Here is a 22,735-nt window from a genome sequence, read left to right on the forward strand (position 1 = left end):
GCTGATCCGCGGCCCCCAGTAAAAAGCCGCCACGGTTCGCCGTGGCGGCTTTGTCGTTTCTTGTGGCGGCGGGCGCCGGGATTCAGCCCGGCTCGCCGATCAGTTCCAGCGCGCGCTGGTAGGGCGCGTGGTGCATCAGCTCGTCCCACGGCAGCGGCGGGGTCTGCGGCAGCAGGGCGATGCGGCGGGTTTCGCTGTCCGGGTCGGGTCTCCATCGGCCTTGTTCGATGGCGTCGCCCAGGCCGTCGAGCAGTTCATCGACGGCCCGGCCGCCGTCGCCGAGCGACTGGTTGCACAGCAGCACCATGTCGCAGCCCGCCTCCAGCGCGAGCAGCGCGGCCTGGCTGTAGCTCAGCTCGGCGCCGCCCTGCACGTCGGGCACCGAGCGCGCCGCCGCCATGCTGAGGTCGTCGCTGAAGACGGCGCCGGTGAAGCCGAACTGGTCACGCAGGATCTCCTGCAGCCAGCGCGCCGAGAAGCCGGCCGGGCGCGCATCGACCTTCGGGTAGATCACGTGCGCCGGCATCACCGCCGTCAGGCTGCTCGACAGCCAGGCGTAGGGCAGGGCGTCGTCGGCCAGGATGGCCTTGAGCGAGCGGGTGTCGCGCGGGATGGCGACGTGGCTGTCGGCCCGGGCCCAGCCGTGGCCGGGGAAATGTTTGCCGCAGTTGCCCATGCCGGCCTGCAGCAGGCCGTGCATCAGGCTCTTGGCCAGCAGCGTGGCGACGCGGGCGTCGCGGTGCAGCGCGCGGTCGCCGATCACGTTGCTGTGCGCGTGTTCGAGGTCGAGCACCGGCGTGAAGCTGAGGTCGACCCCACAGGCGCGCAGCTCCGCCGCCAGCACGTAGCCGGTGGCGGTGGCGGCCTCGCAGGCACGCATCGCGCCGCTGCCGGGCTGGCCGCGCTCGTCGCGCATCCAGCGTTCGCCGAGCGCGCGCATCGGCGGCAGGTGGGTGAACCCGTCGGTCTTGAAGCGTTGCACCCGCCCGCCTTCGTGGTCGACGCAGATCAGCAGGTCGGGCCGCAGGTCCTTGATCTCGGCGATCAGCGTGACCAGCTGGCGGCGGTCGACCCAGTTGCGCGCAAACAGGATCAGCCCGCCGGCGAGCGGGTGCTGCAGGCGACGGCGGTCGTCGGCGTCGAGCGTGGTGCCGGCGATGTCCAGAACGACGGGGGAGTGGTTCATTTACAGACCCTGGGTTTCGACCACCACGAAACTGGTGGCGTAGTCGGTTTCGTCGGTCAGGCTGACGTGGGCGATCAGCCGGCGCTGCGCAAACCAGTCGGCCAGCGCGCCGTGCAGGTGGATCTGCGGCTGGCCGGATGGTGCGTTGAGGATCTCGCAGCTGCGCCAGCTCATCGGCTGGTGCAGGCCCAGGCCGATCGCCTTCGAGAACGCTTCCTTGGCGCTGAAGCGGGTCGCCAGATACGACAGGCCACGCGCCTCGACCTTGGCGCGGCGATAACGGAACACCTCGATCTCGCGTGGCCCCAGCACCCGCTCGGCGAAGCGGTCGCCGCGCCGCTGCAGCGTGGCGGCGATGCGGCGGATGTCGCAGATGTCGGTGCCGACGCCGTAGATCACGATCGAGCCGGCGCGAAGGCGTTCTGGATGCTGCGCTGGTAGGCGCGGATGGTCTCGGCGTAACCGAGTTCGAGCGCGTCGGCGATCAGCGCGTGGCCGATCGAGACCTCCAGCACACCCGGCACCGCGCGCAGGAAGTCGCTCAGGTTGTCGCGGTTGAGGTCGTGGCCGGCGTTGATCTCCAGCCCGACCGCGAGCGCCGCTTCGGCGCTGCGCACGAAGCCGTCCAGCACCTCGGCCTGGCGCACGGTGCCCCAGGCGCTGGCGTAGGTCTCGGTGTAGAGCTCGACGCGGTCGGCGCCGACCTCGCGCGCGGCGCGCATCGCCGACGGGTCCGGGTCCATGAACAGGCTGACGCGCACGCCCAGCGCGTGGCATTCGTCGATCAGCGGGCGCAGGCGCTCGGCGTCGTCAGGCGAATTTCCACCGAGTTGCCAACCGTGGTCGGAGGTGAACTGGTCGGTCGAGTCGGGCACGAAGGTGGCCTGATGCGGCCGCACGGCGCGGATCACGTCCATCAGGTTGTGGAACGGGTTGCCCTCGATGTTGTATTCGACCTGCGGCCAGGCCTTCAGCAGTTCGGCCAGGTCGGTGACGTCGTGGGCGCGGATGTGGCGTTCGTCGGGCCGCGGGTGCACCGTGATGCCCTGCGCGCCGGCTTCGAGCACGCAGGTGGCCGCGCGCGTCACGCTCGGGATGCCGAGGTGGCGGCTGTTGCGCAGCAGGGCCACCTTGTTGAGATTGACCGACAGGGCGGTGCGTGCGCCACGGGCGGCGGCTTCGGGGGCGACGAGCGGATTCATCGGGTCGGCAGCGCCGCGGCGCCTGCGGGTGATGGGAGTGATGGGGACGGAAGGCTCAGTCGAGCAGCTGCTGGACCTCGATCATCAGCGCACGGGTGCGCAGCGCCGAGGTGCCGAGATGATAGTGAAGCAGGCCGCGCAGCTGGCTCTTCAGTTCTTGCGGTGCCGCCAGGCAGGCGCGCTGCAGGGCGGCCAGATCGCTGTCGTGCAGCGCCGCCTGCAGGGCGACCAGCGCGCTGCCGGCGATGCCGCTGTCGCGCGGGCCGGCGACGCAGACGCCCGCTTCGGCGTTCAGGCTGTGGCGGGCGTTGTCCTGCACCGGCGTCTGGGTGGCGGTGACGAGGTGGAGCTCGGGCAGCACGCCGGAGTCGGACAGCAGCCGGATCTCGAAAGCGCGCAACGCCGCGGCCACGCCGGCGTCGTCAGGCCCGCTGAGCGCGGGCAGGGTGGCGGCGTAGGCGTCGAAAAGATGCGGGTGCGGGTCTTGCCGGGCCAGGCCGCGCAGCAGGATCTCGTTGAGGTGCATGCCCGCCAGCAGCGCGGCGCCACCGGGCATCGCGCCGCCGCCGGCCCATTCGGCGCTGCGCAGCAGCTGCACTTCGGCGCCGTCCTCGATGCGCTTGCTGCCGAGGGCGATGTTCAGACGCTGGAACGGCAGCAGCACGCAGCGCAGCTGCGAGTACGGCCGCTTGGCGCCCTTGGCCACCGCCGAGATGCGGCCGAGTTCGCGCGTGAACAGCTCCAGGATCAGGCTGGATTCGCTCCAGTCGTGGTGGTGCAGCACATAGGCCCCGAGCTGGGCCGGCGCGGCACGGCGGGTCGCCATGCCTTATTCGTAGCCGTAGCTCTTGAGGCGCTTCTCGTCGTCGGCCCAGCCGGAGCGCACCTTGACCCACAGCTCCAGGAAGACCTTGCAGTCGCCCAGCTTCTCGAGCTCGACCCGTGCTTCAGTGCCGATGCGCTTGAGGCGCTCGCCGCCGTCGCCGATCACGATGCCCTTGTGCGAATCGCGCTCGACGATGATGGTCGCGGCGATGCGGCGCAGCCGGCCTTCTTCTTCGTACTTGTCGATCTGCACCGTCGAGGTGTAGGGCAGCTCGTCGCCGGTGAGGCGGAAGAGTTTTTCACGGATCAGCTCGGCGGCCAGGAACTTGTCGCTGCGGTCGGTCAGCGCGTCTTCGTCGTAGTACCAGGGCTGCTCGGGCAGGTAGGGGCGCACGATGTTGAGCAGGCGCTTGGTGTCTTCTTCCTTCGTCGCCGTCAGCGGCACGAATTCGGTGAACGGGTGGCGCGCCTGCATCTGCTGCAGCCAGGGCATCAGGTCGGCGCGGCGCTGCACCATGTCGAGCTTGTTGGCCACCAGCAGCGTCGGCCGCCCGGGCGGCAGCAGCGCCAGCACCTTGGCATCGTCGGGGCCGAAGCGGCCGGCCTCGACCACGAACAGCACCACGTCGACGTCACCCAGCACCGACTGCACCGTCTTGTTGAGGTTGCGGTTGAGCGCCGAGGTGCCGCGGTTGGTGTGGCGGGTCTGGAAGCCCGGCGTGTCGACGAACACGAACTGGGTGTCGCCGTGGGTGCAGATGCCGGTGATGCGGTGGCGCGTGGTCTGCGCCTTGCGCGAGGTGATGCTGACCTTCTGCCCGATCAGCGTGTTGAGCAGCGTCGACTTGCCGACGTTGGGCCGACCGACGATGGCGATCAGGCCGCAGTGCGGGTTCTCGTGCACGATCGCAGCGGTCTCGTCGCCGTCGTCCTCGGGCTCGTCGGTGTCGTCGGACTCGTCCGGGTCCTCGATGTCTTCCGGTTCGTCGGACGCGTCGAGTTCGTCGGCGTCCGGTGGCAGCATGTCTTGGGGATCGATGGGGTGGGTCATTCGGGTGTCGAGCTGAGTTGTTCGAGCACCAGGCGCGCGGCTTCCTGTTCGGCGGCACGGCGCGAACGGCCTTCACCACGCGCTTCGATGCCCGGGCCGGCGACGCTGCAGACGACCACGAAGGTCTGGTCATGGGCGCGGCCGCGGGTGGTTTCGATGCGGTATTCGGGCACGCTCTGGCGACGTGCCTGGAGCCACTCCTGCAATTGGGTCTTGGCGTCCTTGGCCCAGGCCTGCGTCACGGTTTCGGACACCAGCGGTTCGAACAGCCGTCGCACCAGCGCCTGCGCGGCTTCATAACCGGCGTCGCGGTAGACCGCGCCGATCACCGCCTCCATGGCGTCGGCCAGGATCGACGGCCGCTGCGCGCCACCGGCACGCGCCTCGCCGTCGGACAGCCGCAGCACCGCCGGCAACTGCAGCGACAGCGCCAGGCGATGCAGCATGTCCTGGCGCACCAGGTGGGCGCGCACGCGGGTCAGGTCGCCTTCGGGTGAATCGTCGAACTGGTCGAACAGCAGGTCGGAGACCGTCATGTTCAGCACCGCGTCACCGAGGAACTCGAGCCGCTCGTTGTGGTCGGCCCCGTGGCTGCGGTGCGAAACCGCGCGCAAGAGCAGGGACTGGTCACGGAAGACGTGACCGAGGCGAGCCTGAAGGGTGTCGAGCGGGTAGGTGGACAAGGTGCGGTGCGGGTGGGTTGAGGCAGCGTCAGCTCGAGCTGCCACTGTATTTGATCAGCAGGTAGACCGAACCGAACAGTTCGATCTCCTTGTCGTAGGCGAAGCTGACGATCACGCGATCGTTGTCCTTGCGGACCTGCAGGTCCTTGCCCGAGATCGCGGTGATCGAGTACTCGATGTTCTTGTAGCGGTCGAACGCGGCGCGGATCTCCGGCACGGTGTTGCCGCCGGTGATCGCGACCTTCTCGACCGCCGTGCGGATCGTGTAGTACTCGTTGATCGTGGGCACCACACGCAGGGTGACCAGTCCGACCATCGAGATCACGATGGCCCAGAACATCAGGCCGATCAGCGTGATACCGCGTTGGGTACGCGTGTTCAGCGCTCGCATGGGGGTCATTGCAGATCTCCTGGACATTCTCGGGTCAGGCATGGCGCCGGATTTTCAACGGAAAAACCCGATGCGCTTGAGGTCGCTGAAGTTCATCCAGACGAAAAAGGCCCGTCCGACGATGTTCTCATCCGGCACGAAACCCCAGTAGCGCGAATCTTCGGAGTTGTCGCGGTTGTCACCCATCATGAAGTAGTGACCCGGCGGCACTTTGCAAGTGACGCCGTCGGAGGTGTAGCGGCAGGCCTCGGACTGCGGGAACTGGCGCCCGCGCATCGCGTAGCTCGACGGCATCTGCGGGTCGACCAGCAGGCGGTGGGTGGTCGGGCCCAGATCGGCGCGGAACTGCTTGGAGAAGGTACGGCGGTCTTCGTCGTAGTAGTCGTCGAGCTGCTCCAGCGGCACCGGCTTGCCGTTCAGGCTGAGCTTCTGGTTGATGTAGCTGATCTCGTCGCCGGGCACGCCGACCACCCGCTTGATGAAGTCGATGCTCGGGTCGACCGGGTAGCGGAACACCATCACGTCGCCGCGCTGCGGGTCGTTGATCGGGATGATCTTCTTGTTGATCACCGGCAGGCGCACGCCGTAGTGGAACTTGTTGACCAGGATGAGATCGCCGATCTCGAGCGTCGGGATCATCGAGCCCGACGGGATCTTGAACGGCTCGAACAGGAACGAGCGCAGCACGAAGACCATCAGGATCACCGGGAACAGCCCGGCGGTCCAGTCCAGCCACCAGGGTTGCGCCAGCACCTTGTGGCGCGCCTCGTCGATGTCGCCATCCACCTTGGCGATGCCCATGCGCTGCAGGTCGGCACGCCGCAGCGTGTCTTGACGGGCCAGGTTTTCAGCGGCGGCGAGCCGACGCGGCAGGAAGTGGAAGCGCTCGGCCAGCCAGTAGGCCAGGGTCACGACGGTCAGGCAGAAGAGCAGCAGCGAGAAATTGCCACTCCACTTGCCGAGATACCAGCCCATGCCGTAGAAGACGAGGCCGGCGTACAGAATGCCAGTGAGGGTTCCCATCGATGATCCGGTTCGGTCAGTCTTCGACCTGCAGGATCGCGAGGAAAGCTTCCTGCGGCACCTCGACGGAGCCGATCTGCTTCATGCGTTTCTTGCCGGCCTTCTGTTTTTCGAGCAGCTTGCGCTTGCGACTGATGTCGCCGCCATAGCATTTTGCCAGCACGTTCTTGCGCAACGCCTTGATGTTCTCGCGGGCGATGATGTTGGCGCCGATCGCCGCCTGGATCGCCACGTCGTACATCTGGCGCGGGATCTGCTCGCGCATCTTGGCCGCCACCGCGCGGCCGCGGTACTGGCTCTGCGCGCGGTGCACGATGATCGACAGCGCGTCGACCCGGTCGCCGTTGATCAGGATGTCGACCTTGACGACGTCCGACGCCCGGTATTCCTTGAACTCGTAGTCCATCGAGGCGTAGCCGCGCGACACCGACTTCAGCTTGTCGAAGAAGTCGAGCACGATCTCGGCCAGCGGCATCTCGTAGGTCAGCATGACCTGGCGGCCGTGGTAGGCCATGTTGAGCTGCACGCCGCGCTTCTGGTTGGCCAGCGTCATGACCGGGCCGACGTAGTCCTGCGGCATGTACAGGTGCACGGTGACGATGGGCTCGCGGATCTCGGCGATCTTGCCCACTTCGGGCATCTTCGAGGGGTTCTCGACCTCGATCACGTCGCCGCCGTTGAGCTGCACCTCGTAGACCACGCTCGGCGCGGTGGTGATCAGGTCCTGGTCGAACTCGCGTTCGAGCCGCTCCTGCACGATCTCCATGTGCAGCAGGCCCAGGAAGCCGCAGCGGAAGCCGAAGCCCAGCGCCTGCGACACCTCGGGCTCGTAGCGCAGCGAACTGTCGTTGAGCTTGAGCTTCTCGAGCGCGTCACGCAGCTGGTCGTATTCGCTCGCTTCGGTCGGATACAGGCCGGCGAAGACCTGCGGCTGGATTTCCTTGAAGCCCGGCAGCGCCTCGGCGGCCGGGCCGGCGTTGTTGGGCAGCTTCTTCTCGAGCGTGACGGTGTCGCCCACCTTGGCCGCCTGCAGCTCCTTGATGCCGCAGATGATGAAGCCCACCTCGCCGGCCTTGAGCGCCTCGCGGTTCTCGCTCTTGGGCGTGAACACGCCCAGGTGCTCGATCGGATAGACCGAGTTGGTCGCCATCATGCGGATGCGCTCGCCCTTGCCGAGCGTGCCGTCGACCACCCGCACCAGCATCACGACGCCGACGTAGTTGTCGAACCAGCTGTCGACGATCATCGCGCGCGGCGGGCCGTCGGGGTTGCCCTTGGGCGGCGGCATGCGGGCGATGACGGCCTCGAGGATCTCGTCGATGCCCATGCCGGTCTTGGCCGAGCAGGGGATCGCGTCGTCGGCGTCGATGCCGATCACGTCCTCGATCTCGGCCTTGGCGTTGTCGGGATCCGCGTTGGGCAGATCCATCTTGTTGAGCACCGGCACCACCGTGACGCCGAGGTCGAGCGCGGTGTAGCAGTTGGCCACCGTCTGCGCCTCGACGCCCTGGCTGGCGTCCACCACCAGCAGCGCGCCTTCGCAGGCCGACAGCGAACGGCTGACTTCATAGCTGAAGTCGACGTGCCCGGGGGTGTCGATCAGGTTCAGGTTGTAGACCTGACCGTCGCGTGCCTTGTACTGCAGCGCAGCGGTCTGGGCCTTGATCGTGATGCCGCGCTCGCGTTCGATGTCCATCGAGTCGAGCACCTGGGCCTCCATCTCGCGATCGCTGAGGCCGCCGCACCGCTGGATGATCCGGTCGGCCAGCGTGCTCTTGCCGTGGTCGATGTGGGCGATGATCGAAAAATTGCGGATGTGGTCCATGGGTCGTCGAGACGCTCGGCGGCTCTAGCCACAACGGTGTCGGCAACACCTTGTCGGCTCAGATCGTGCAGCGATGTGAAGGCGCGCGGCGCCGGGGCAGAAACAAAAAAAAGGCACGCCCAAGAGATGACGCGCCTTCCAACAAAAAGGTATGGCAACTGCTTTGTTGGGACTTTATTGTAGCCAAAACCTCCCGGCGCAAGCAGTCCGGGCGGTTGGTGCCGGCTGCGATCAGGGCCAAGGTGGTGAGGGTTTCCGGCCGCGGTGGGCCCTCGTCCGCCGGGCGTGGGGCGTCCGGCAGGCGGGTGTTTCGTCAGTTCAGGGCGTGCCTGGATGCGTTCAAGAAGGCGTCGGAAATCCGACTGGCGTGCTGCGGTTTTCTTCGATGTGAAATCCCCGTTCGGGCGTCGAGGGATTCGAGCCGATGGCGCAGCACGCCGGATCGCTCATTTGCCGGGCCGGATCACCGCGTACTGGGCCCACTCGCCGCGGCGGAACAGCAGGTTGACCGGCTTGCTCTTGTCGAGCTTGCCGACCACCGCCTCGAACTGGCGCAGGTTGGTGATCTCGGTGTTGGCCACCGCCAGGATGATGTCGCCCTCGCGCAGGCCGGCCCGCCCGCCCGCGCCGTCCACCGCGTCGACCCGCACGCCGCCCTTGACCTTGAGCTCCTCGCGCTGCTTGGCACTCAGGTCGCTCACCGTCAGGCCCAGCAGGCTGACCGTGGCGGGTGCGGCCGGCTTGGCCGGTGCGGGCTCGGTGCTGGCCGGCCTGGCGGCGGCTTCGGCTTCGAGCTCGGCGACGGTGACGCTGAGATCGCGCATGCTGCCGCGGCGGAACACCTGGATCGTGGTCTTGGTGCCCGGTGCGGTCTTGCCGACCAGGCGCGGCAGGTCGTTCCACTTCTCGACCGGCTTGCCGTCGAAGCGCGTCACGATGTCACCGGCTTCCAGGCCCGCCTTGCCGGCCGGGCTGCCGTCCTCGACCGAGCGCACCAGCGCGCCGGCCGCCTTGCCCAGGCCGAGCGACTCGGCCACGTCCTTGGTGACCTCGCCGATCTGCACGCCGATGCGCCCGCGCACCACCCGGCCGCTGGTGCGCAGCTGGTCGGCCACGCGGCTGGCCTCGTCGATCGGGATCGCGAACGAGATGCCCATGTAGCCGCCCGAGCGGCTGTAGATCTGCGAGTTCACGCCCACCACCTCGCCGCGCAGGTTGATCAGCGGCCCGCCGGAGTTGCCGGGGTTGATCGCCACGTCGGTCTGGATGAACGGCACCAGGTCGCCGGTGTCACGCGCCTTGGCGCTGACGATGCCGGCCGTCACCGTGTTGTCGAGATCGAAGGGCGAGCCGATCGCGATCACCCATTCGCCGACCTTGAGACGGCTGACGTCGCCCAGGCGCACCGCCGGCAGGCCGGTGGCGTCGAGCTTGAGCACCGCGATGTCGGTGCGCTTGTCGGCGCCCACCACGCGGGCCTTGAACTCGCGCTTGTCGGTCAGGCGCACCGTGACTTCGTCGGCGCCCTCGACCACATGCGCGTTGGTCATCACGAAGCCGTCGCTGCTGACGATGAAGCCCGAGCCGACGCCGCGCGGCACCGCTTCTTCTTCGCTCTGGCCCTGGCCGGGCGGCCCCTGACGTGGGCCCTGGCGCGGGATCGGCACGCCGAAGAAGCGGCGGAAGAACTCCTGCATCTCCTCGTCGGCCGGGTTGTCCGAGCGCGCCGTGCGGGCCTTGGCGGTGGTGCGGATGTTGACCACCGCCGGGCCGACCTGCTCGACCAGTTCGGTGAAGTCGGGCAGTCCGCGCACCAGCGGTGCCGCCGCGCCGGCCTGGGCAGCTGCAGCCTGCGCGCCGCCCGACTGGGCCAGGGCCGGTGTCGGCAGCAGGCACGCCGCCGTCAGCAGGGGGGCGAGCCAGCGCAGGGCGGCAACGCTGCGAGGGGTGGAATCGGATCGCTTGTGCACGCTCGTGCGCGACGAATGTTCAGACATGCAAACCTCTCTGTTTGAGATCAGCGTAACAGGGCACGGTCTTTGTTGGCGCCGCGGGGCCGATTTCAAGCCCCCGCCGCGACGGCTGCGATCGCCCCGGCTGCGCCGCCGTGCGCAGCGGCCTCGTCAAGGCTTGCGACGCTCGATCTGCGCCGCAAACTGGCGCAGCGTGGCGCGCGGCACGTCGCCGACCGCCGTGATCCACCAGTCGCCATGGCGCTGGCCGATCGCCTGGGTCGCGCCCTGGCTGGCCGCCGGCGCCTCGCGCTGATGCCGGCCGGCGTCGTAGCGCTCGATGAACAGCGAGACCGTCGTCAGGCCGTCGCTGAACACCGCCTGCAGCACGCCACCTTGCGGGTTGGGTGCTGCTGCGTCGCCCGATGCGGTGCGCACCGCGTCGGGCGCGTGCGCGCCGTGCGACGGCAGGCCGGGGGGATGCGCGTAGGTGTGCAGCACCCTGAAACCGGCCACCGGCGTGCGCAGCATCCAGCCTTCGCGTTCGAGTTCGGTGTGCGTCAGCTTGGGCCGCTCGATGCGGTAGCCCTTGAGGCGGTGCATCTCGGCGAGCAGGGTCTGCGATTGCGCCTGCGTCTGCGATTGCGACCGGGCCGACCACTTCAGCTCGGAAAAGCCGGCGCTTTCGATCAGCTCGCCCTGCGGGCCGAGGATGTCGGTGCGCAGCAGCAGGCCGGTCTGGCGTTCGAGCCACAGGCGCTGGCCGTAGCGGTGCGCGTCACGCGGGCGCAGCTGCAGCACCTCGGCCTCCAGTCCGGCGACCCGGTCGATGCCGGCGCTCTTGAGCTCGTACATGTCGAGCCGGGCGGCCGAACCCGTCTGCAACACGGCCGGGTAACCCAGGCCGAGGTCGCGGTGCTCGATGATGGCGGCGTGACTGCGAGGCCACAGCACATGCACCAGATCGTTGTGGCGATAGACCTGGCGCATCTGACCGTCGAGCGTCTCGACACGCTCGATCTGGTTGTGGCCGTCGCTGACGTGGGTGATGCGCAGGCTCGTCATGGCCCCGCCGGCGCTGACGACGAAGGTGCCGCTGAAGCTGTGGCGGTTGGCCGCATCCTGGATGCGCCGGATCACGGTCGCCGGATCCGGGTGGCTCGACGGCGCCGAGGCCGCGGGCTGTGCCGATGCCACCGTCCCCGTTGCCGGCTGCGCTGCCAGGACGGCCGACTGCGCGCCCAGCGCGGCCCAGCACAAGCCGGCGATCGCCAGGGGCCGCAGCGGGCGCTGGCGTGACGGTGGCCGTTCGATCGACCCGATCGTGCGCTTCATCGAGATCCCGGCTCGTGGGCCACGCTGCGCATGAAACCCGGCGCCGGGCCGAACGCGGCCTTGGCCGGCACCATGCGGTGCGCGTTCAGGTAGGGCTCGAGCTGCTCGCGGGTGTCGGGCGCCAGCACCGCCACGGCCTCGGCCCGCGCGGCCGGTTCGACGGGCTGTGACGGTGGCGGCAGCGCCATCCGTGCCATCTGCTGCAGGGGCTCGGTGGCGGGCGGGCGCATCGTCCAGGCCAGACCGGCGACCATCGCGACACCGGCCGCAATGCCCACGGGTGTCACCCAGCGCGGTCGCCGCGCACGCAAGGGCGTGACGGATGCCGGCCTGCCATTGACGACCGCTGCGGCAGGGGCCTGCTGCGGCGGCTCGGGGCGGGCGGGCGCCAGCACGACCGGTTCGAGCGCCAGCCGCTCGCGCAGCGCACCCAGGAATGCCTGGTCGCGCGCCGGCGGATGGGCCAGATCGGTGGAGCGCAGCACGTCGCCGATCAGGCTGTAGGCGTGCCAGTCGGCGCGCAGCCGCGCATCCGTGCGCCAGGCGCGGCAGGTGTCGGCCACCTCCGCGGCGGCCAGTTCGCCGTCCACCAGGGCCGAGATCCGCTGTGCGGTGCTGTCCTCGGCTCGATCCGACTCGCTCATGATTGACTCCATGCCGTGTTTCGCTTCACCAGCGCTGCCCCTCGCGGGTGTCCAGCAAAGGCCGCAACCGCGTGGCGATGGCCTCGCGGGCGCGGAAGATGCGCGAGCGCACGGTGCCGATCGGGCAGTTCATCGCGCTGGCAATCTCTTCGTAGGACAGGCCTTCGACTTCTCGCAACAGGACCGCTTGGCGCAGATCCTCCGGCAAGGCCTGGATCGCCGCGTTGACGGTCGCTGCGATCTCGCGGCTGGCCAGGACCGCTTCGGGCGTCTCGTTGTGGCTTAGTTCGTGTTCGGGCCGGGAAGTTTCGTCGTCGTCCTGACGAGCCGCGGCAAGCGCGGATTCGGTCATGACCGGATCGCGCTTCAGGTCGGCCAGGGTCTTCTTCGCGGTGTTGACCGCGATCCGGTAGAGCCAGGTGTAGAACGCGCTCTCGCCGCGGAACTGTGGCAGCGCGCGGTAGGCGCGGATGAAGGTTTCCTGCGCCACGTCGGCGACCAGGTCGGTGTCGCGCACGAAGCGGCCGATCAGGCGTTCGATGCGCCGCTGGTACTTGACCACCAGCATCTCGAAGGCCTGCATCTCGCCCAGCTTGGCGCGCTCGACCAGCAGGGCGTCGGCGTCAGCGCTCATGGTCGCGCCCGTCACGGTCGGCAGGCCTGGCGCCATGCACCGCGCAGCGCAGCGCGTGCCAGTGCTGCCGCACGAGCGGCTCGGCGACGGGAATCCAGACCCTGCGGCGCAACGCCGGGCGGGTGCTCGGCGGGTGATCGAAGCGCAACAGCATCCAGTGGCCCAGATCGATCACCACGGCCAGATCGCCGGTCGAGGCCCGGCCGCCGCGATCGACGAGCGTCCACTCGGCGCCGCTCCATTGGATGGACAGGCAGTCGGGCGTGCGCAGTTGCCAGCCCTGTCGTGCGGCCCACGCTGTCAGGGCGAAGAGGCACAACGCCGCGCCGACGGATCCGGGGATCCACCAGGTGTCGCTGTTCAGGGTCCTGTAGGCCCACCATGTCGCCACGGTCAGCGGCGCGAGCAGGCTGAGCACCGCCAGTGCAAGCCGCCAGCGCGGCTCGGCATCGACTTGCACCGACACCGCTGGTGCCGTGTGCATGGTGGATCTCCGGTGTCAGGCTGGGGTTCAGACGCGGCGGAACACCAGCGTGCCGTTGGTGCCGCCGAAGCCGAAGTTGTTCTTGACCGCCACCTCGATGTTCATCTCACGCGCCGTGTTGGCGCAGTAGTCGAGGTCGCAGGCCGGATCCTGGTTGTCCAGGTTGATCGTCGGCGGCGAGATCTGGTGGTACAGGCCCAGCACCGTGAAGATCGACTCGATGCCGCCGGCGCCGCCCAGCAGATGGCCGGTCATCGACTTGGTCGAGTTCACCACCAGCTTCTTGGCGTGGTCACCGAACGCGAGCTTGATCGCGTTGGTCTCGTTGGCGTCACCCAGCGGCGTCGAGGTGCCGTGGGCGTTGATGAACTGGACGTCCGAGGCGTTGACGCCGGCATCCTTCAGCGCGAGCTGCATCGAGCGGCGCGGGCCGTCGACGTTGGGTGCCGTCATGTGATACGCATCGCCCGTCATGCCGAAACCGGTCAGTTCGGCGTAGATCTTGGCGCCACGCTTCTTGGCGTGTTCGTATTCTTCGACCACCATCACGCCGGCACCTTCGCCGAGCACGAAGCCGTCGCGATCGCGATCCCAGGGGCGCGATGCGGCCTTGGGGTCGTCATTGCGGGTCGAAAGCGCCTTCGCCGAGGCGAAACCGCCGATGCCCAGCGGCGAGATGGTCGACTCCGCGCCGCCGGCGATCATCACGTCGGCATCGCCGTGCGCGATCATCCGTGCCGCCATGCCGATGCTGTGCAGGCCGGTGGTGCAGGCCGTCACCATCGCCAGGTTGGGACCCTTGTAGCCGCACTTGATCGACACATGTCCGGAGATCATGTTGATGATCGAGGCGGGTACGAAAAACGGGGAAATGCGCCGCGGCCCACGCTCGCGGTACTCGTCGTGGGTGTTCTCGATCATCGGCAGGCCGCCGATGCCCGAGCCCACCATCACGCCGATGCGCTCGGCCAGCTCCTCGGTCAGCGCGTCGCCGGTGGGCAGCCCCGAATCCCGCACGGCCTGCAGCGATGCCGCAATGCCGAAGTGGATGAAGGCGTCCATGTGGCGGGCTTCCTTGGCGGGGATGTAATCCTCGATATTGAAGCCTTTGACTTCGCCAGCGAAGCGCACGGCCAGATTGGCCGCGTCAAAGCGGGTGACGTGGTCGATGCCGGAACGGCCAGCGATCAGGTTGTCCCAGGACTCGGCAACCGTGTTCCCGATCGGGGAAACAATGCCAAGTCCGGTCACGACGATACGGCGACGAGTCATGCGTTTTGCGTGCTGAAGGGGGGCGCGGGGCAAGTCACGCAGGCCGATCAGGCCTTGACGTTGTTCTTGGCGTAATCGATGGCGAGCTGGACCGTGGTGATCTTCTCGGCTTCTTCATCGGGGATCTCGATGCCGAATTCGTCTTCCAGCGCCATCACCAGTTCGACGGTGTCGAGCGAGTCAGCGCCCAGGTCGGCCACGAAGGCCTTCTCGCTCGTGACCTCTGCTTCGGCCACGCCGAGTTGTTCGGCGATGATCTTCTTGACGCGTGCTTCGATGTCGCTCATGAGGGGTTCTCCTCCGGGAGGGTAGTGCAAAAAACAGCCTGCGATTCTAAGGGCTCCGAAGATCCATTCTTCCGGAGTCACCCGAGGGCCGCGCAGGTCGGGAGTCGGCCCCCAAGGTCGGTCGGTGACGGCGCCTGAGCGCTTCAATTCATGTACATGCCGCCGTTGACGTGCAATTCGGTGCCGGTGATGTAGGCCGCGGCCGGCGAGGCGAGGAAGGCGACGGCCTCGGCGATGTCCGCCGGCGAGCCCAGACGGCCCAGCGGAATCTGCGCCATCAAGGCGGCCTTCTGTGCCTCGGCCAGCGATTCGGTCATGTCGGTGGCGATGAAGCCCGGTGCGACGCAGTTGACCGTGATGTTGCGGCTACCCAGTTCGCGAGCCAGCGAGCGGGTCATTCCGGCCACGCCGGCCTTCGAGGCGCAATAGTTGGCCTGGCCCGGGTTGCCCGACGCGCCCACCACCGAGGTGATGTTGATGATGCGGCCCGAGCGCTGTTTCATCATCGGCCGGATCGCCGCGCGGCAGGCGCGGAAGACGGCCTTCAGGTTGGTGTCGATGACCGCGTCCCAGTCGTCGTCCTTCAGTCGCATCGCCAGCGTGTCGCGGGTGATGCCGGCGTTGTTGACCAGCACGTGCAGACCGCCGTCCTGCTTGACGATGCCGTCGATCGCCGCGTCGAGCGCAGCGCTGTCGGTCACGTCGAGTGCCAGGCCACGGCCGCCGTAGGCGGCCAGTGCGTCGGCGATCGCCGCGGCGCCGGACTCGCTGGTGGCCGTGCCGATCACCTTGTAGCCACGCTGGGCCAGCGTCAGCGCAATCGCGCGGCCGATGCCGCGGCTGGCGCCGGTCACGAGGGCGATCTGGGCGGGGGTCGTATCAGCGGCGGGGTTCATCGTCGAGCTCAAGCGAGTTGTCCTTTTACGTCGGCGAGGCTGGCAGGGTCGAACAGGTTGATGGCCACCAGCTCGGCATCGATGCGCTTGACCATGCCGGCCAGTGCCTTGCCAGGGCCGCATTCCACCACATGAGTGATGCCCTGCGCCCTCAGCATCTGCACCAGTTCGACCCAGCGCACGGGGCTGAAGGCCTGGCGGTAGAGGGCGTCGCGGATCGCGTCGGCTTCGGTCTGCACCGCCACGTCGACGTTGTTGAACACCGGAATCTGCGGCGTCGCGATGCGCACGCTCAGCAGCCGCTCGCGCAGTCGCTCGGCCGCCGGCTTCATCAGGCTGGAGTGAAAGGGTGCCGACACCGGCAGCGGCAGCGCGCGCTTGGCGCCCAGCGCCTTCAGGACTTCGCAGCCCTTTTCGACCCCGGCCTTGCTGCCGGCGATGACGATCTGCTTGGGGTCGTTGAAGTTGACGGCCTCGACCACTTCGCCGCTTTGGGTGGCGGCCTGGGCGCAACCGGCGCGCACGGCCTCGGCGTCGAGCCCCAGGATCGCGGCCATGCCGCCCTGGCCGACCGGCACGGCGTCCTGCATCGCCTGGGCACGCAGGCGCACCAGCGGCAGCGCATCGGCCAGGCTCAGGGCGCCGGCGGCCACCAGCGCGGTGTATTCGCCCAGCGAGTGACCCGCCAGCGCGGCGGGTGCGGCACCGCCTTCGGCGATCCAGGCGCGGTAGCAGGCGATGCCCGCGGTCAGCATGACCGGCTGGGTGTTGGTCGTCAGGTCGAGCGCTTCCTTGGGGCCGTTGGCGATCAGCTCGGCGACGTTCTCGCCCAGCGCGGCGCTGGCTTCATCGAGGGTGCTGCGCACGGCGGGGTGGTCGCCCCAGGCGGACAGCATGCCCACCGACTGGGATCCCTGACCGGGAAAGACGAAGGCGAACGCGGTCATGTGCAGACTCCGATGGGTGTGTGTGGATGGAACGGCCCGTGCGTGGACGGATCGAGCGCGCGCACCGCGCGCCCGATCAGAACTCGACGAGTACGGCGCCCCAGGTGAAGCCGCCGCCGACGCCTTCGAGCATCAGGGTCTGGCCGCGCTGGACGCGACCGCTGCGCACCGCCTGGTCGAGCGCCAGCGGGATGGATGCGGCCGACGTGTTGCCGTGCTCGTCGACCGTGACGATCAGCTTGTCCAGCGGCAGCTTCAGCTTGCGCGCCGTGCCGTGCATGATGCGGATGTTGGCCTGGTGCGGGATCAGCCAGTCGATGTCGCTGCTGTCCTTGCCGGCCTTGGCCAGCACGGCCCGCGCGGCACTTTCGAGCACGCCCACGGCCAGCTTGAAGACCGCCTGGCCGTCCATCTTGAGCAGCGGATCGCCGAGGATCTGCCCGCCCGAGACGGTGCCGGGCACGCACAGGATCTCGACATGCCGGCCATCGGCGTGCATGTCGGTGGCCAGGATGCCGGGGGTGTCGCTGGCCGACAGCACCACCGCGCCCGCGCCGTCGCCGAACAGCACGCAGGTGGTGCGGTCGGTGAAGTCGAGGATGCGCGAGAACACCTCGGCGCCGATCACCAGGGCGTTGCGGGCGCTGCCGGTGCGGATCAGCGCATCGGCCATCGTCATCGCGTAGATGAAGCCCGAGCACACCGCCTGCACGTCGAAAGCCGGCGCGCCGTTGACGATGCCGAGCTTGCGCTGGACGATGCAGGCGTTGGACGGGAACACCATGTCCGGCGTCGACGTGGCGACGATGATCAGGTCGATGTCGGACGGCTGCAGGCCGGCCGATTCGATGGCGTGACGCCCCGCCTCGACCGCCAGGTCGCTCGAATTGACGCCGGCATCGACGAAGTGGCGCGCGCGGATGCCGGTGCGCTCGACGATCCATTCGTCCGACGTCTCGATGCCACGCGCAGCGAGTTCTTCGGTCAGCTGGGCGTTGGACAGTCGACGCGGCGGCAGCGAGCTGCCGGTTCCGGTGATGCGCGAATAACGGGGCAGGTGGGTGGTCATGCAGCTTGGCGCGGTGCGGGGGCCTCGGCCGCTCGATTGGCATTCGCGGGGTTTGTGTTCAGCGAAGCCTGCAAGGCGAAGTTGATGCGCTCATGCACCCGTTCGAGCAGCCCGTTGCGGGCGGCATCATACGCGCGGGTGAGCGCCGTCTCGAAGGCCAGTGCGTCGGCCGAGCCGTGGCTCTTGAACACCAGGCCGCGCAACCCGAGCAGGGCCGCGCCGTTGTAGCGGCGGTGATCGACGCGATCCTTGAAATGTTTCAGGACCGGCAGGGCCACCAGCGCGGCGAGCTTGGCGTAGGGCGTGCGCGTGAACTCCTGCTTGATGAAGGTCGACAACATCGTTGCCAGACCTTCGGCCGTCTTGAGTGCCACGTTGCCGACGAAACCGTCGCAGACCACCAGGTCGGTGGTGCCCTTGAAGATGTCGTTGCCTTCGACGTTGCCGCGGAAGTTGATCAGGCCCGACTCACCCGCCGCACGCAGCAGTTCGCCGGCGCGCTTGATGACCTCGCTGCCCTTGATGGCTTCTTCGCCGATGTTCAGCAGGCCGACCGTCGGGGTCTCCTTGCCGTCGACCGCCGACACCAGGGCGCTGCCCATGACGGCAAACTGCAGCAGGTGCTCGGCCGTGCAATCGACGTTGGCGCCCAGGTCGAGCATGGTGGTGAAACCATCTCGCGTGTTGGGCATCACGCTGGCAATCGCGGGCCGATCGATGCCGTCGAGCGTCTTCAGCAGGTAGCGCGCCACGGCCATCAAGGCGCCGGTGTTGCCGGCCGACACGCAGGCATCGGCTGCCGGCGGGGTGTCGCCGGCCTTGACCTGCTGGATGGCCACCCGCATCGACGAATCGCGCTTCTTGCGCAGCGCGATGTCGATCGGATCGTCCATCTCGACCACCTCCGACGCGGCCACGATGCGGCAGCGCGACCATGAGGCCGCGGCAGTCAGTGCATCAGGCTTGCCGACCAGTAGCAGTTCGGCATCGGGATGCTTGTCGAGAAAGGTGCGGCAGGCCGGCAATGTGATCGACGGACCGTGATCGCCACCCATGCAGTCCACCGACAGGCGAACAGGGCGTTGCATTGCGGTATTCGCGTCCACAAGAGGCTCGGAAAATCTGCGAGTCGAAGCCGTCGCGTCACGCAGCCCGGGCGACGACGCCCGGTCGGCAATGCGCGGCCATCGTGACCTGTGAGCGGCAGCGATCAGATGACACGCTGCGCCCGTCGGCCATGATCAGGCGTCAGCCTTGGTCTTCAGGACCTTGCGGCCGCGGTAGAAGCCGGTCGGGCTGATGTGGTGACGCAGGTGCACTTCGCCGGTGGTCGGCTCGATGGCGGTACCCGGGGTGTTCAGTGCATTGTGTGAACGGTGCATGCCGCGCTTGGAAGGCGACTTCTTGTTTTGCTGGACGGCCATGGCGGACTCCTGAAATCTGGGTTCCCGATCGGGAAAGCCTTCGATTCTAGCATTAGCCGGCGAGAAGGCCAATGCGGGTGTGTGAATGCGGCCTCTATCCGCCCGTGCCGCCGGACTTCTTCATGGCTGCGAGCTTGGCGAAGGGGTGTGGTTTTTCTGCTGCAGCCTCGTTTTCCGCAGCAAAACCGTCGGCTTCTGCGCTCATCGTCAAAGGCTGCGGACACGTCTCGTGGCGCGGAACGGGCGGCAGCGCCAGCAGCAGTTCGTCTTCGATCAGCGAGAGCAGGTCGAAGTTGCGGCTCAGCACCAGCACGTCGTCTTCTTCTTGTGCATCGAGCTCCGCGGCAGCCTCTTCGGTGGCCGCAAACTGGAACTGGCGGTCGAACGCCAGCGGGGTGAGCACGCTGCCGAGGCAACGCTGGCATTCGAGCGGGGCCACGGCCTGTGCCTGCAGCCGCAGCAGCGCTTGTGGGGGGGCGCCCCGGCGGATGCGGACTTCGCCGCTGGCCTGCCAGGTGGCGGTCGGCACGGTGCTGTCGGCCGGGTCAGGGTGAAGGCCGTCCTGCAGTCGCGGCAGCGCTGACAAGGGTGTCGTGCCCGAGAGCGAGCCGGCGGCCTCGGCAAACACCATGATGTCCAGATGCTTCGGGTTGAAGTCGTTTTTCATGGCGGGGAAGTTTAAGCGGCACCGTGCCCCGGCTGGCTGCAACAATCCCGCCCCATGCATGAACCCGTTCCCCATCTGATCCTGGCGTCGACCTCGAGGTATCGACGCGAACTGCTGCAGCGTCTGCGCATGCCGTTCGACGTGGTGTCGCCCGCGACGGACGAGACACCGCTGGCCGGCGAGCGCCCGGCGCAGTTGAGCGAGCGCCTCGCGATGGCGAAGGCCCGGGCCGTGGCCTGCTTGCATCCGTCATCGATCGTGATCGGCTCCGATCAGGTGGCCGAATGTGACGGTGAGTCGATCGGCAAGCCGCATGTGCACGAACGCGCGGTCGCGCAACTGCGTCAGATGAGCGGGCGCACGGTCGCCTTCCATACCGCAGTGGCCGTCGTGCACCTGGATGCCGGCTTCGCGCGTTGTGTCCGGGTGCCGGTCGAGGTGCGGTTTCGCGCCCTCGCGGATGCCGATATCCAGGCCTATCTGCGCCTCGAACAGCCTTACGACTGCGCCGGCAGTGCCAAGTGCGAGACCCTGGGCATCAGCCTGCTCGATGCGATCCGCTCGGACGACCCGACGGCCCTGATCGGCCTGCCGCTGATCGCCACCAGCGCGCTGTTGCGTGATGCGGGTGCCGACCCGCTTCGCTGGGCAGGAGCTGACCGTGGGTGCTGATCTGCCTTCCGGAGCCAAGAGTCCCGGGCGCCTCTATCTCGTGCCCAACACCCTGGATCTCGGCACGTTCGGGGACGCCGCCGTGCCCGACCTGCAGGAGGTGCTGCCGCTCGGTGCCCTGCGGGTTGCTGCCGGCCTGAGTCATTGGGTGGTTGAAAACGCCCGCAGCGCGCGCGCCCTGCTGAAGCGGATCAACGCCGTGGTGCCGCTGGCGCAGCCGCTGCAATCGCTGTCGATGACGGAGTTGCCGCGGCCCGTCAAGGGGGGCGGCAAGCCGGTGGACAAGACGCCGTGGCGTGAACTGCTGTCGCCCGCCTTGGCGGGACATGACATCGGCTTGCTGTCGGAGGCCGGGCTGCCGGCCGTGGCCGATCCGGGTGCCCGGCTGGTGCTCGAGGCGCACGCCTGCGGCGTGCCGGTCTGGCCGCTGTCCGGGCCGAGTTCGCTGATCCTGGCCGTCGCGGCCAGTGGCCTGAACGGCCAGAGCTTTGCGTTTGTCGGTTATCTGCCGACCGATTCGGCAACACGTGCCGTCAAGCTGCGCGAACTGGAAGCGCATTCGCGGCGCTTGCAACAGACGCAGCTGCTGATCGAGACGCCCTATCGCAATGCCGCTCTGCTGGATGGGCTGCTGGCAACGCTTGCGCCGCAGACCTGGCTCAACATCAGTTGCGGCCTGACGCTGGCTGGTGGCTTCAGCCAGACTCGGCGCATCGCGCAGTGGCGCGAGAGCGACACGCGTCTGCCGGCTGACCGGCCGGCGGTCTTCTCGTTTCTGGCTGGATGAGTGCCCTGGGCCGGCGTCGTGCCGGCCCGGTTCGATCAGGTCGGCAGCTTGCCGCCCAGCAGCGTCGCCACCTTGCGCTTGTGCTTGATGAACCGGCTCACGCCACTGCTGGGCACCGCCGGCGTGCTGTTGCCACGTTCCCACACCGGCGACGCGTCGGGGTCGGCCTGATAGGGGCGCTCGAAGAACGGATCGACGCTCGTGCGACTGGGCGGGCGGCTGTAACGTGGTGCAGGGGCATCCACCACGGCCACGTCATCGACGATCTCGCGACGGGGCGGCCGACGGGGGCGCTCGTCGTTGAGTTCGATCGCCTCGATCTCGATCTTCTTCTTGATCAGCTGCTCGATGTCGGAAACCAGCCGGTTGTCGTCATGCGACACCAGCGACACGGCCAGGCCCGATGCCCCGGCGCGGCCGGTGCGGCCGATCCGGTGGACATAGTCTTCCGCATTGAAGGGAATGTCGAAGTTGAAGACGGCGGGCAGGTCGGCGATGTCCAGGCCACGCGCGGCCACATCGGTGGCCACCAGCACGTCGACCTCGCCGCGCTTGAAGGCGTCGAGCGCCTTCAGGCGTTCGTCCTGCGACTTGTCGCCGTGCAGGGCCGATGTCCGCAGGCCGTCGCGCTCGAACGAACGAGCCAGGCGTGCGGCGCCGAGCTTGGAGTTGACGAAGACGATCGCCTGCGTGATCGAACGCTCGCGCAGGATGTGCAGCACGGTGCGGCGCTTGTCATCGTCGGTCACGCTGTAGAAGCGTTGCTCGACGTTGGTGGCCGTCGCGTTCGGGCGTGCCACTTCGACCAGCAGCGGGTCCTGCAGGTAGCTCTGCGCCAGCTTCTTGATCTCGGGCGAGAACGTGGCCGAGAACAGCAGCGTCTGGCGGGTCTTGGGCAGGTAGCTCAGGATGCGCTGCAGGTCGGGCAGGAAACCGATGTCGAGCATGCGGTCGGCTTCGTCGAGCACCACATATTCGACCTGGTTGAGCTGGCAGTTCTTGGCCTGGATGTGATCCAGCAGCCGCCCCGGCGTCGCGATCAGCACCTCGACGCCGCGCTTGAGCTCGGCCGTCTGGGGTGCCATGTCGATGCCGCCGAAGACGCAGGTCACTCTCAGCTGGCTGTGCCTGGCGTAGGTCTTGACGTTGTTGGCCACCTGGTCGGCCAGCTCGCGTGTGGGCGCCAGGACCAGGGCGCGTACCGGATGGCGCGCAGGCGATGCGCTGGCGTTTTCGTGCCGCAGCATCTTCTGCAGCAGCGGCAGCGAAAACGCGGCCGTCTTGCCGGTGCCGGTCTGGGCTGCGCCCATCACGTCTCGCCCGTCCAGGACGATCGGGATCGCCTTGGCCTGGATCGGCGTCATGGTCAGATATCCGGCGTCGACGATGGCGCGCAGGAGCTTGGGATCCAGCGGCAGAGAGTCGAAGCGGGCGGGGGCAGCTACCAGTTCGGCTGCGTCAGGGGTATCGGTCATCACC

25 protein-coding genes are annotated in these 22,735 nt (G+C 68.1%); 2 read left to right on the top strand and 23 right to left on the bottom strand.

Annotated elements, in window-relative coordinates; all coding sequences use genetic code 11:
• Window positions 1–82: 82 nt before the first annotated feature.
• The 22 genes from nagZ to LCHO_RS03090 all read right to left on the bottom strand — a co-directional run bounded on the left by nagZ (window position 83) and on the right by LCHO_RS03090 (window position 19,857).
• Window positions 83–1,186, bottom strand: a complete 1,104-nt coding sequence (gene nagZ / locus LCHO_RS02985; protein WP_012345630.1) for a beta-N-acetylhexosaminidase — start codon at window positions 1,184–1,186, stop codon at window positions 83–85.
• Window positions 1,187–1,585 carry a holo-ACP synthase gene (acpS, locus tag LCHO_RS02990; RefSeq protein WP_012345631.1) on the bottom strand — a complete coding sequence of 133 codons (399 nt, stop codon included), beginning with the start codon at window positions 1,583–1,585 and terminating at the stop codon, window positions 1,187–1,189. It lies immediately after the preceding gene.
• Window positions 1,582–2,388 carry a pyridoxine 5'-phosphate synthase gene (locus tag LCHO_RS02995; RefSeq protein ID WP_012345632.1) on the bottom strand — a complete coding sequence of 269 codons (807 nt, stop codon included), beginning with the start codon at window positions 2,386–2,388 and terminating at the stop codon, window positions 1,582–1,584. The genes acpS and LCHO_RS02995 overlap by 4 nt, the downstream gene beginning before the upstream one ends.
• 55 nt (window positions 2,389–2,443) lie before the next feature.
• The gene (gene recO / locus LCHO_RS03000) at window positions 2,444–3,214 is read right to left on the bottom strand and encodes a DNA repair protein RecO (protein WP_012345633.1); all 771 of its coding nucleotides are present in this window, start codon (window positions 3,212–3,214) and stop codon (window positions 2,444–2,446) included.
• Window positions 3,215–3,217: 3 nt separating this feature from the next.
• A complete protein-coding gene (gene era, locus LCHO_RS03005; protein ID WP_083772662.1) occupies window positions 3,218–4,237 on the bottom strand; it encodes a GTPase Era in 1,020 nt (339 codons plus the stop codon).
• Between the two features lie 23 nt (window positions 4,238–4,260).
• Window positions 4,261–4,947, bottom strand: coding sequence for a ribonuclease III (rnc, locus tag LCHO_RS03010; protein WP_012345635.1), 687 nt, complete (start codon window positions 4,945–4,947; stop codon window positions 4,261–4,263).
• A gap of 28 nt (window positions 4,948–4,975) precedes the next feature.
• On the bottom strand, window positions 4,976–5,347 hold the full coding sequence (locus LCHO_RS03015; RefSeq protein WP_012345636.1) for a DUF4845 domain-containing protein: 372 nt from the start codon (window positions 5,345–5,347) through the stop codon (window positions 4,976–4,978).
• 45 nt (window positions 5,348–5,392) lie between these two features.
• On the bottom strand, window positions 5,393–6,361 hold the full coding sequence (lepB, locus tag LCHO_RS03020) for a signal peptidase I (protein WP_012345637.1): 969 nt from the start codon (window positions 6,359–6,361) through the stop codon (window positions 5,393–5,395).
• A 16-nt stretch (window positions 6,362–6,377) separates the two neighbouring features.
• Window positions 6,378–8,186: a translation elongation factor 4 gene (lepA, locus tag LCHO_RS03025; protein WP_012345638.1), complete on the bottom strand. Its 1,809-nt coding sequence runs from the start codon at window positions 8,184–8,186 to the stop codon at window positions 6,378–6,380.
• Window positions 8,187–8,632: 446 nt separating this feature from the next.
• A complete protein-coding gene (locus tag LCHO_RS03030) occupies window positions 8,633–10,183 on the bottom strand; it encodes a DegQ family serine endoprotease (protein WP_012345639.1) in 1,551 nt (516 codons plus the stop codon).
• Between the two features lie 126 nt (window positions 10,184–10,309).
• Window positions 10,310–11,473 carry a MucB/RseB C-terminal domain-containing protein gene (locus LCHO_RS03035; protein WP_012345640.1) on the bottom strand — a complete coding sequence of 388 codons (1,164 nt, stop codon included), beginning with the start codon at window positions 11,471–11,473 and terminating at the stop codon, window positions 10,310–10,312.
• Window positions 11,470–12,117: a sigma-E factor negative regulatory protein gene (locus LCHO_RS21920; RefSeq protein ID WP_012345641.1), complete on the bottom strand. Its 648-nt coding sequence runs from the start codon at window positions 12,115–12,117 to the stop codon at window positions 11,470–11,472. The genes LCHO_RS03035 and LCHO_RS21920 overlap by 4 nt, the downstream gene beginning before the upstream one ends.
• A gap of 25 nt (window positions 12,118–12,142) precedes the next feature.
• Window positions 12,143–12,751, bottom strand: coding sequence for an RNA polymerase sigma factor RpoE (gene rpoE / locus LCHO_RS03045; RefSeq protein ID WP_012345642.1), 609 nt, complete (start codon window positions 12,749–12,751; stop codon window positions 12,143–12,145).
• On the bottom strand, window positions 12,741–13,235 hold the full coding sequence (locus tag LCHO_RS03050) for a hypothetical protein (RefSeq protein ID WP_012345643.1): 495 nt from the start codon (window positions 13,233–13,235) through the stop codon (window positions 12,741–12,743). The genes rpoE and LCHO_RS03050 overlap by 11 nt, the downstream gene beginning before the upstream one ends.
• Before the next feature lie 27 nt (window positions 13,236–13,262).
• On the bottom strand, window positions 13,263–14,507 hold the full coding sequence (fabF, locus tag LCHO_RS03055; protein WP_012345644.1) for a beta-ketoacyl-ACP synthase II: 1,245 nt from the start codon (window positions 14,505–14,507) through the stop codon (window positions 13,263–13,265).
• A gap of 47 nt (window positions 14,508–14,554) precedes the next feature.
• The gene (gene acpP / locus LCHO_RS03060) at window positions 14,555–14,794 is read right to left on the bottom strand and encodes an acyl carrier protein (RefSeq protein WP_012345645.1); all 240 of its coding nucleotides are present in this window, start codon (window positions 14,792–14,794) and stop codon (window positions 14,555–14,557) included.
• Between the two features lie 143 nt (window positions 14,795–14,937).
• Window positions 14,938–15,690 (bottom strand): 3-oxoacyl-ACP reductase FabG, encoded by a 753-nt coding sequence (gene fabG, locus LCHO_RS03065; RefSeq protein ID WP_012345646.1) that lies wholly within the window; start codon window positions 15,688–15,690, stop codon window positions 14,938–14,940.
• Window positions 15,691–15,698: 8 nt separating this feature from the next.
• Window positions 15,699–16,637, bottom strand: coding sequence for an ACP S-malonyltransferase (gene fabD, locus LCHO_RS03070; protein WP_012345647.1), 939 nt, complete (start codon window positions 16,635–16,637; stop codon window positions 15,699–15,701).
• 76 nt (window positions 16,638–16,713) lie between these two features.
• Window positions 16,714–17,694, bottom strand: coding sequence for a beta-ketoacyl-ACP synthase III (locus tag LCHO_RS03075; RefSeq protein WP_043704794.1), 981 nt, complete (start codon window positions 17,692–17,694; stop codon window positions 16,714–16,716).
• 8 nt (window positions 17,695–17,702) lie between these two features.
• Window positions 17,703–18,794, bottom strand: a complete 1,092-nt coding sequence (gene plsX / locus LCHO_RS03080; protein WP_012345649.1) for a phosphate acyltransferase PlsX — start codon at window positions 18,792–18,794, stop codon at window positions 17,703–17,705.
• A gap of 153 nt (window positions 18,795–18,947) precedes the next feature.
• Window positions 18,948–19,130 carry a 50S ribosomal protein L32 gene (gene rpmF, locus LCHO_RS03085; protein WP_012345650.1) on the bottom strand — a complete coding sequence of 61 codons (183 nt, stop codon included), beginning with the start codon at window positions 19,128–19,130 and terminating at the stop codon, window positions 18,948–18,950.
• Between the two features lie 94 nt (window positions 19,131–19,224).
• Window positions 19,225–19,857: a YceD family protein gene (locus LCHO_RS03090; RefSeq protein WP_223210492.1), complete on the bottom strand. Its 633-nt coding sequence runs from the start codon at window positions 19,855–19,857 to the stop codon at window positions 19,225–19,227.
• Between LCHO_RS03090 and LCHO_RS03095 the strand changes: the two genes are divergently transcribed.
• Window positions 19,852–20,469 carry a Maf family nucleotide pyrophosphatase gene (locus LCHO_RS03095; protein WP_012345652.1) on the top strand — a complete coding sequence of 206 codons (618 nt, stop codon included), beginning with the start codon at window positions 19,852–19,854 and terminating at the stop codon, window positions 20,467–20,469. The two genes, LCHO_RS03090 and LCHO_RS03095, sit on opposite strands and share 6 nt — an antisense overlap.
• The gene (locus tag LCHO_RS03100) at window positions 20,459–21,256 is read left to right on the top strand and encodes an SAM-dependent methyltransferase (RefSeq protein WP_012345653.1); all 798 of its coding nucleotides are present in this window, start codon (window positions 20,459–20,461) and stop codon (window positions 21,254–21,256) included. Before LCHO_RS03095 ends, LCHO_RS03100 begins: the two co-directional genes overlap by 11 nt.
• A 35-nt stretch (window positions 21,257–21,291) precedes the next feature.
• On the opposite strand, the gene LCHO_RS03105 is transcribed toward LCHO_RS03100, so the two are convergent.
• Entirely contained in the window at window positions 21,292–22,731 is a 1,440-nt protein-coding gene (locus tag LCHO_RS03105; protein WP_012345654.1) for a DEAD/DEAH box helicase, read from the bottom strand.
• Window positions 22,732–22,735 lie beyond the last annotated feature (4 nt).

It is taken from the genome of Leptothrix cholodnii SP-6 (genome assembly GCF_000019785.1).
Lineage (GTDB): Bacteria > Pseudomonadota > Gammaproteobacteria > Burkholderiales > Burkholderiaceae_C > Sphaerotilus > Sphaerotilus cholodnii.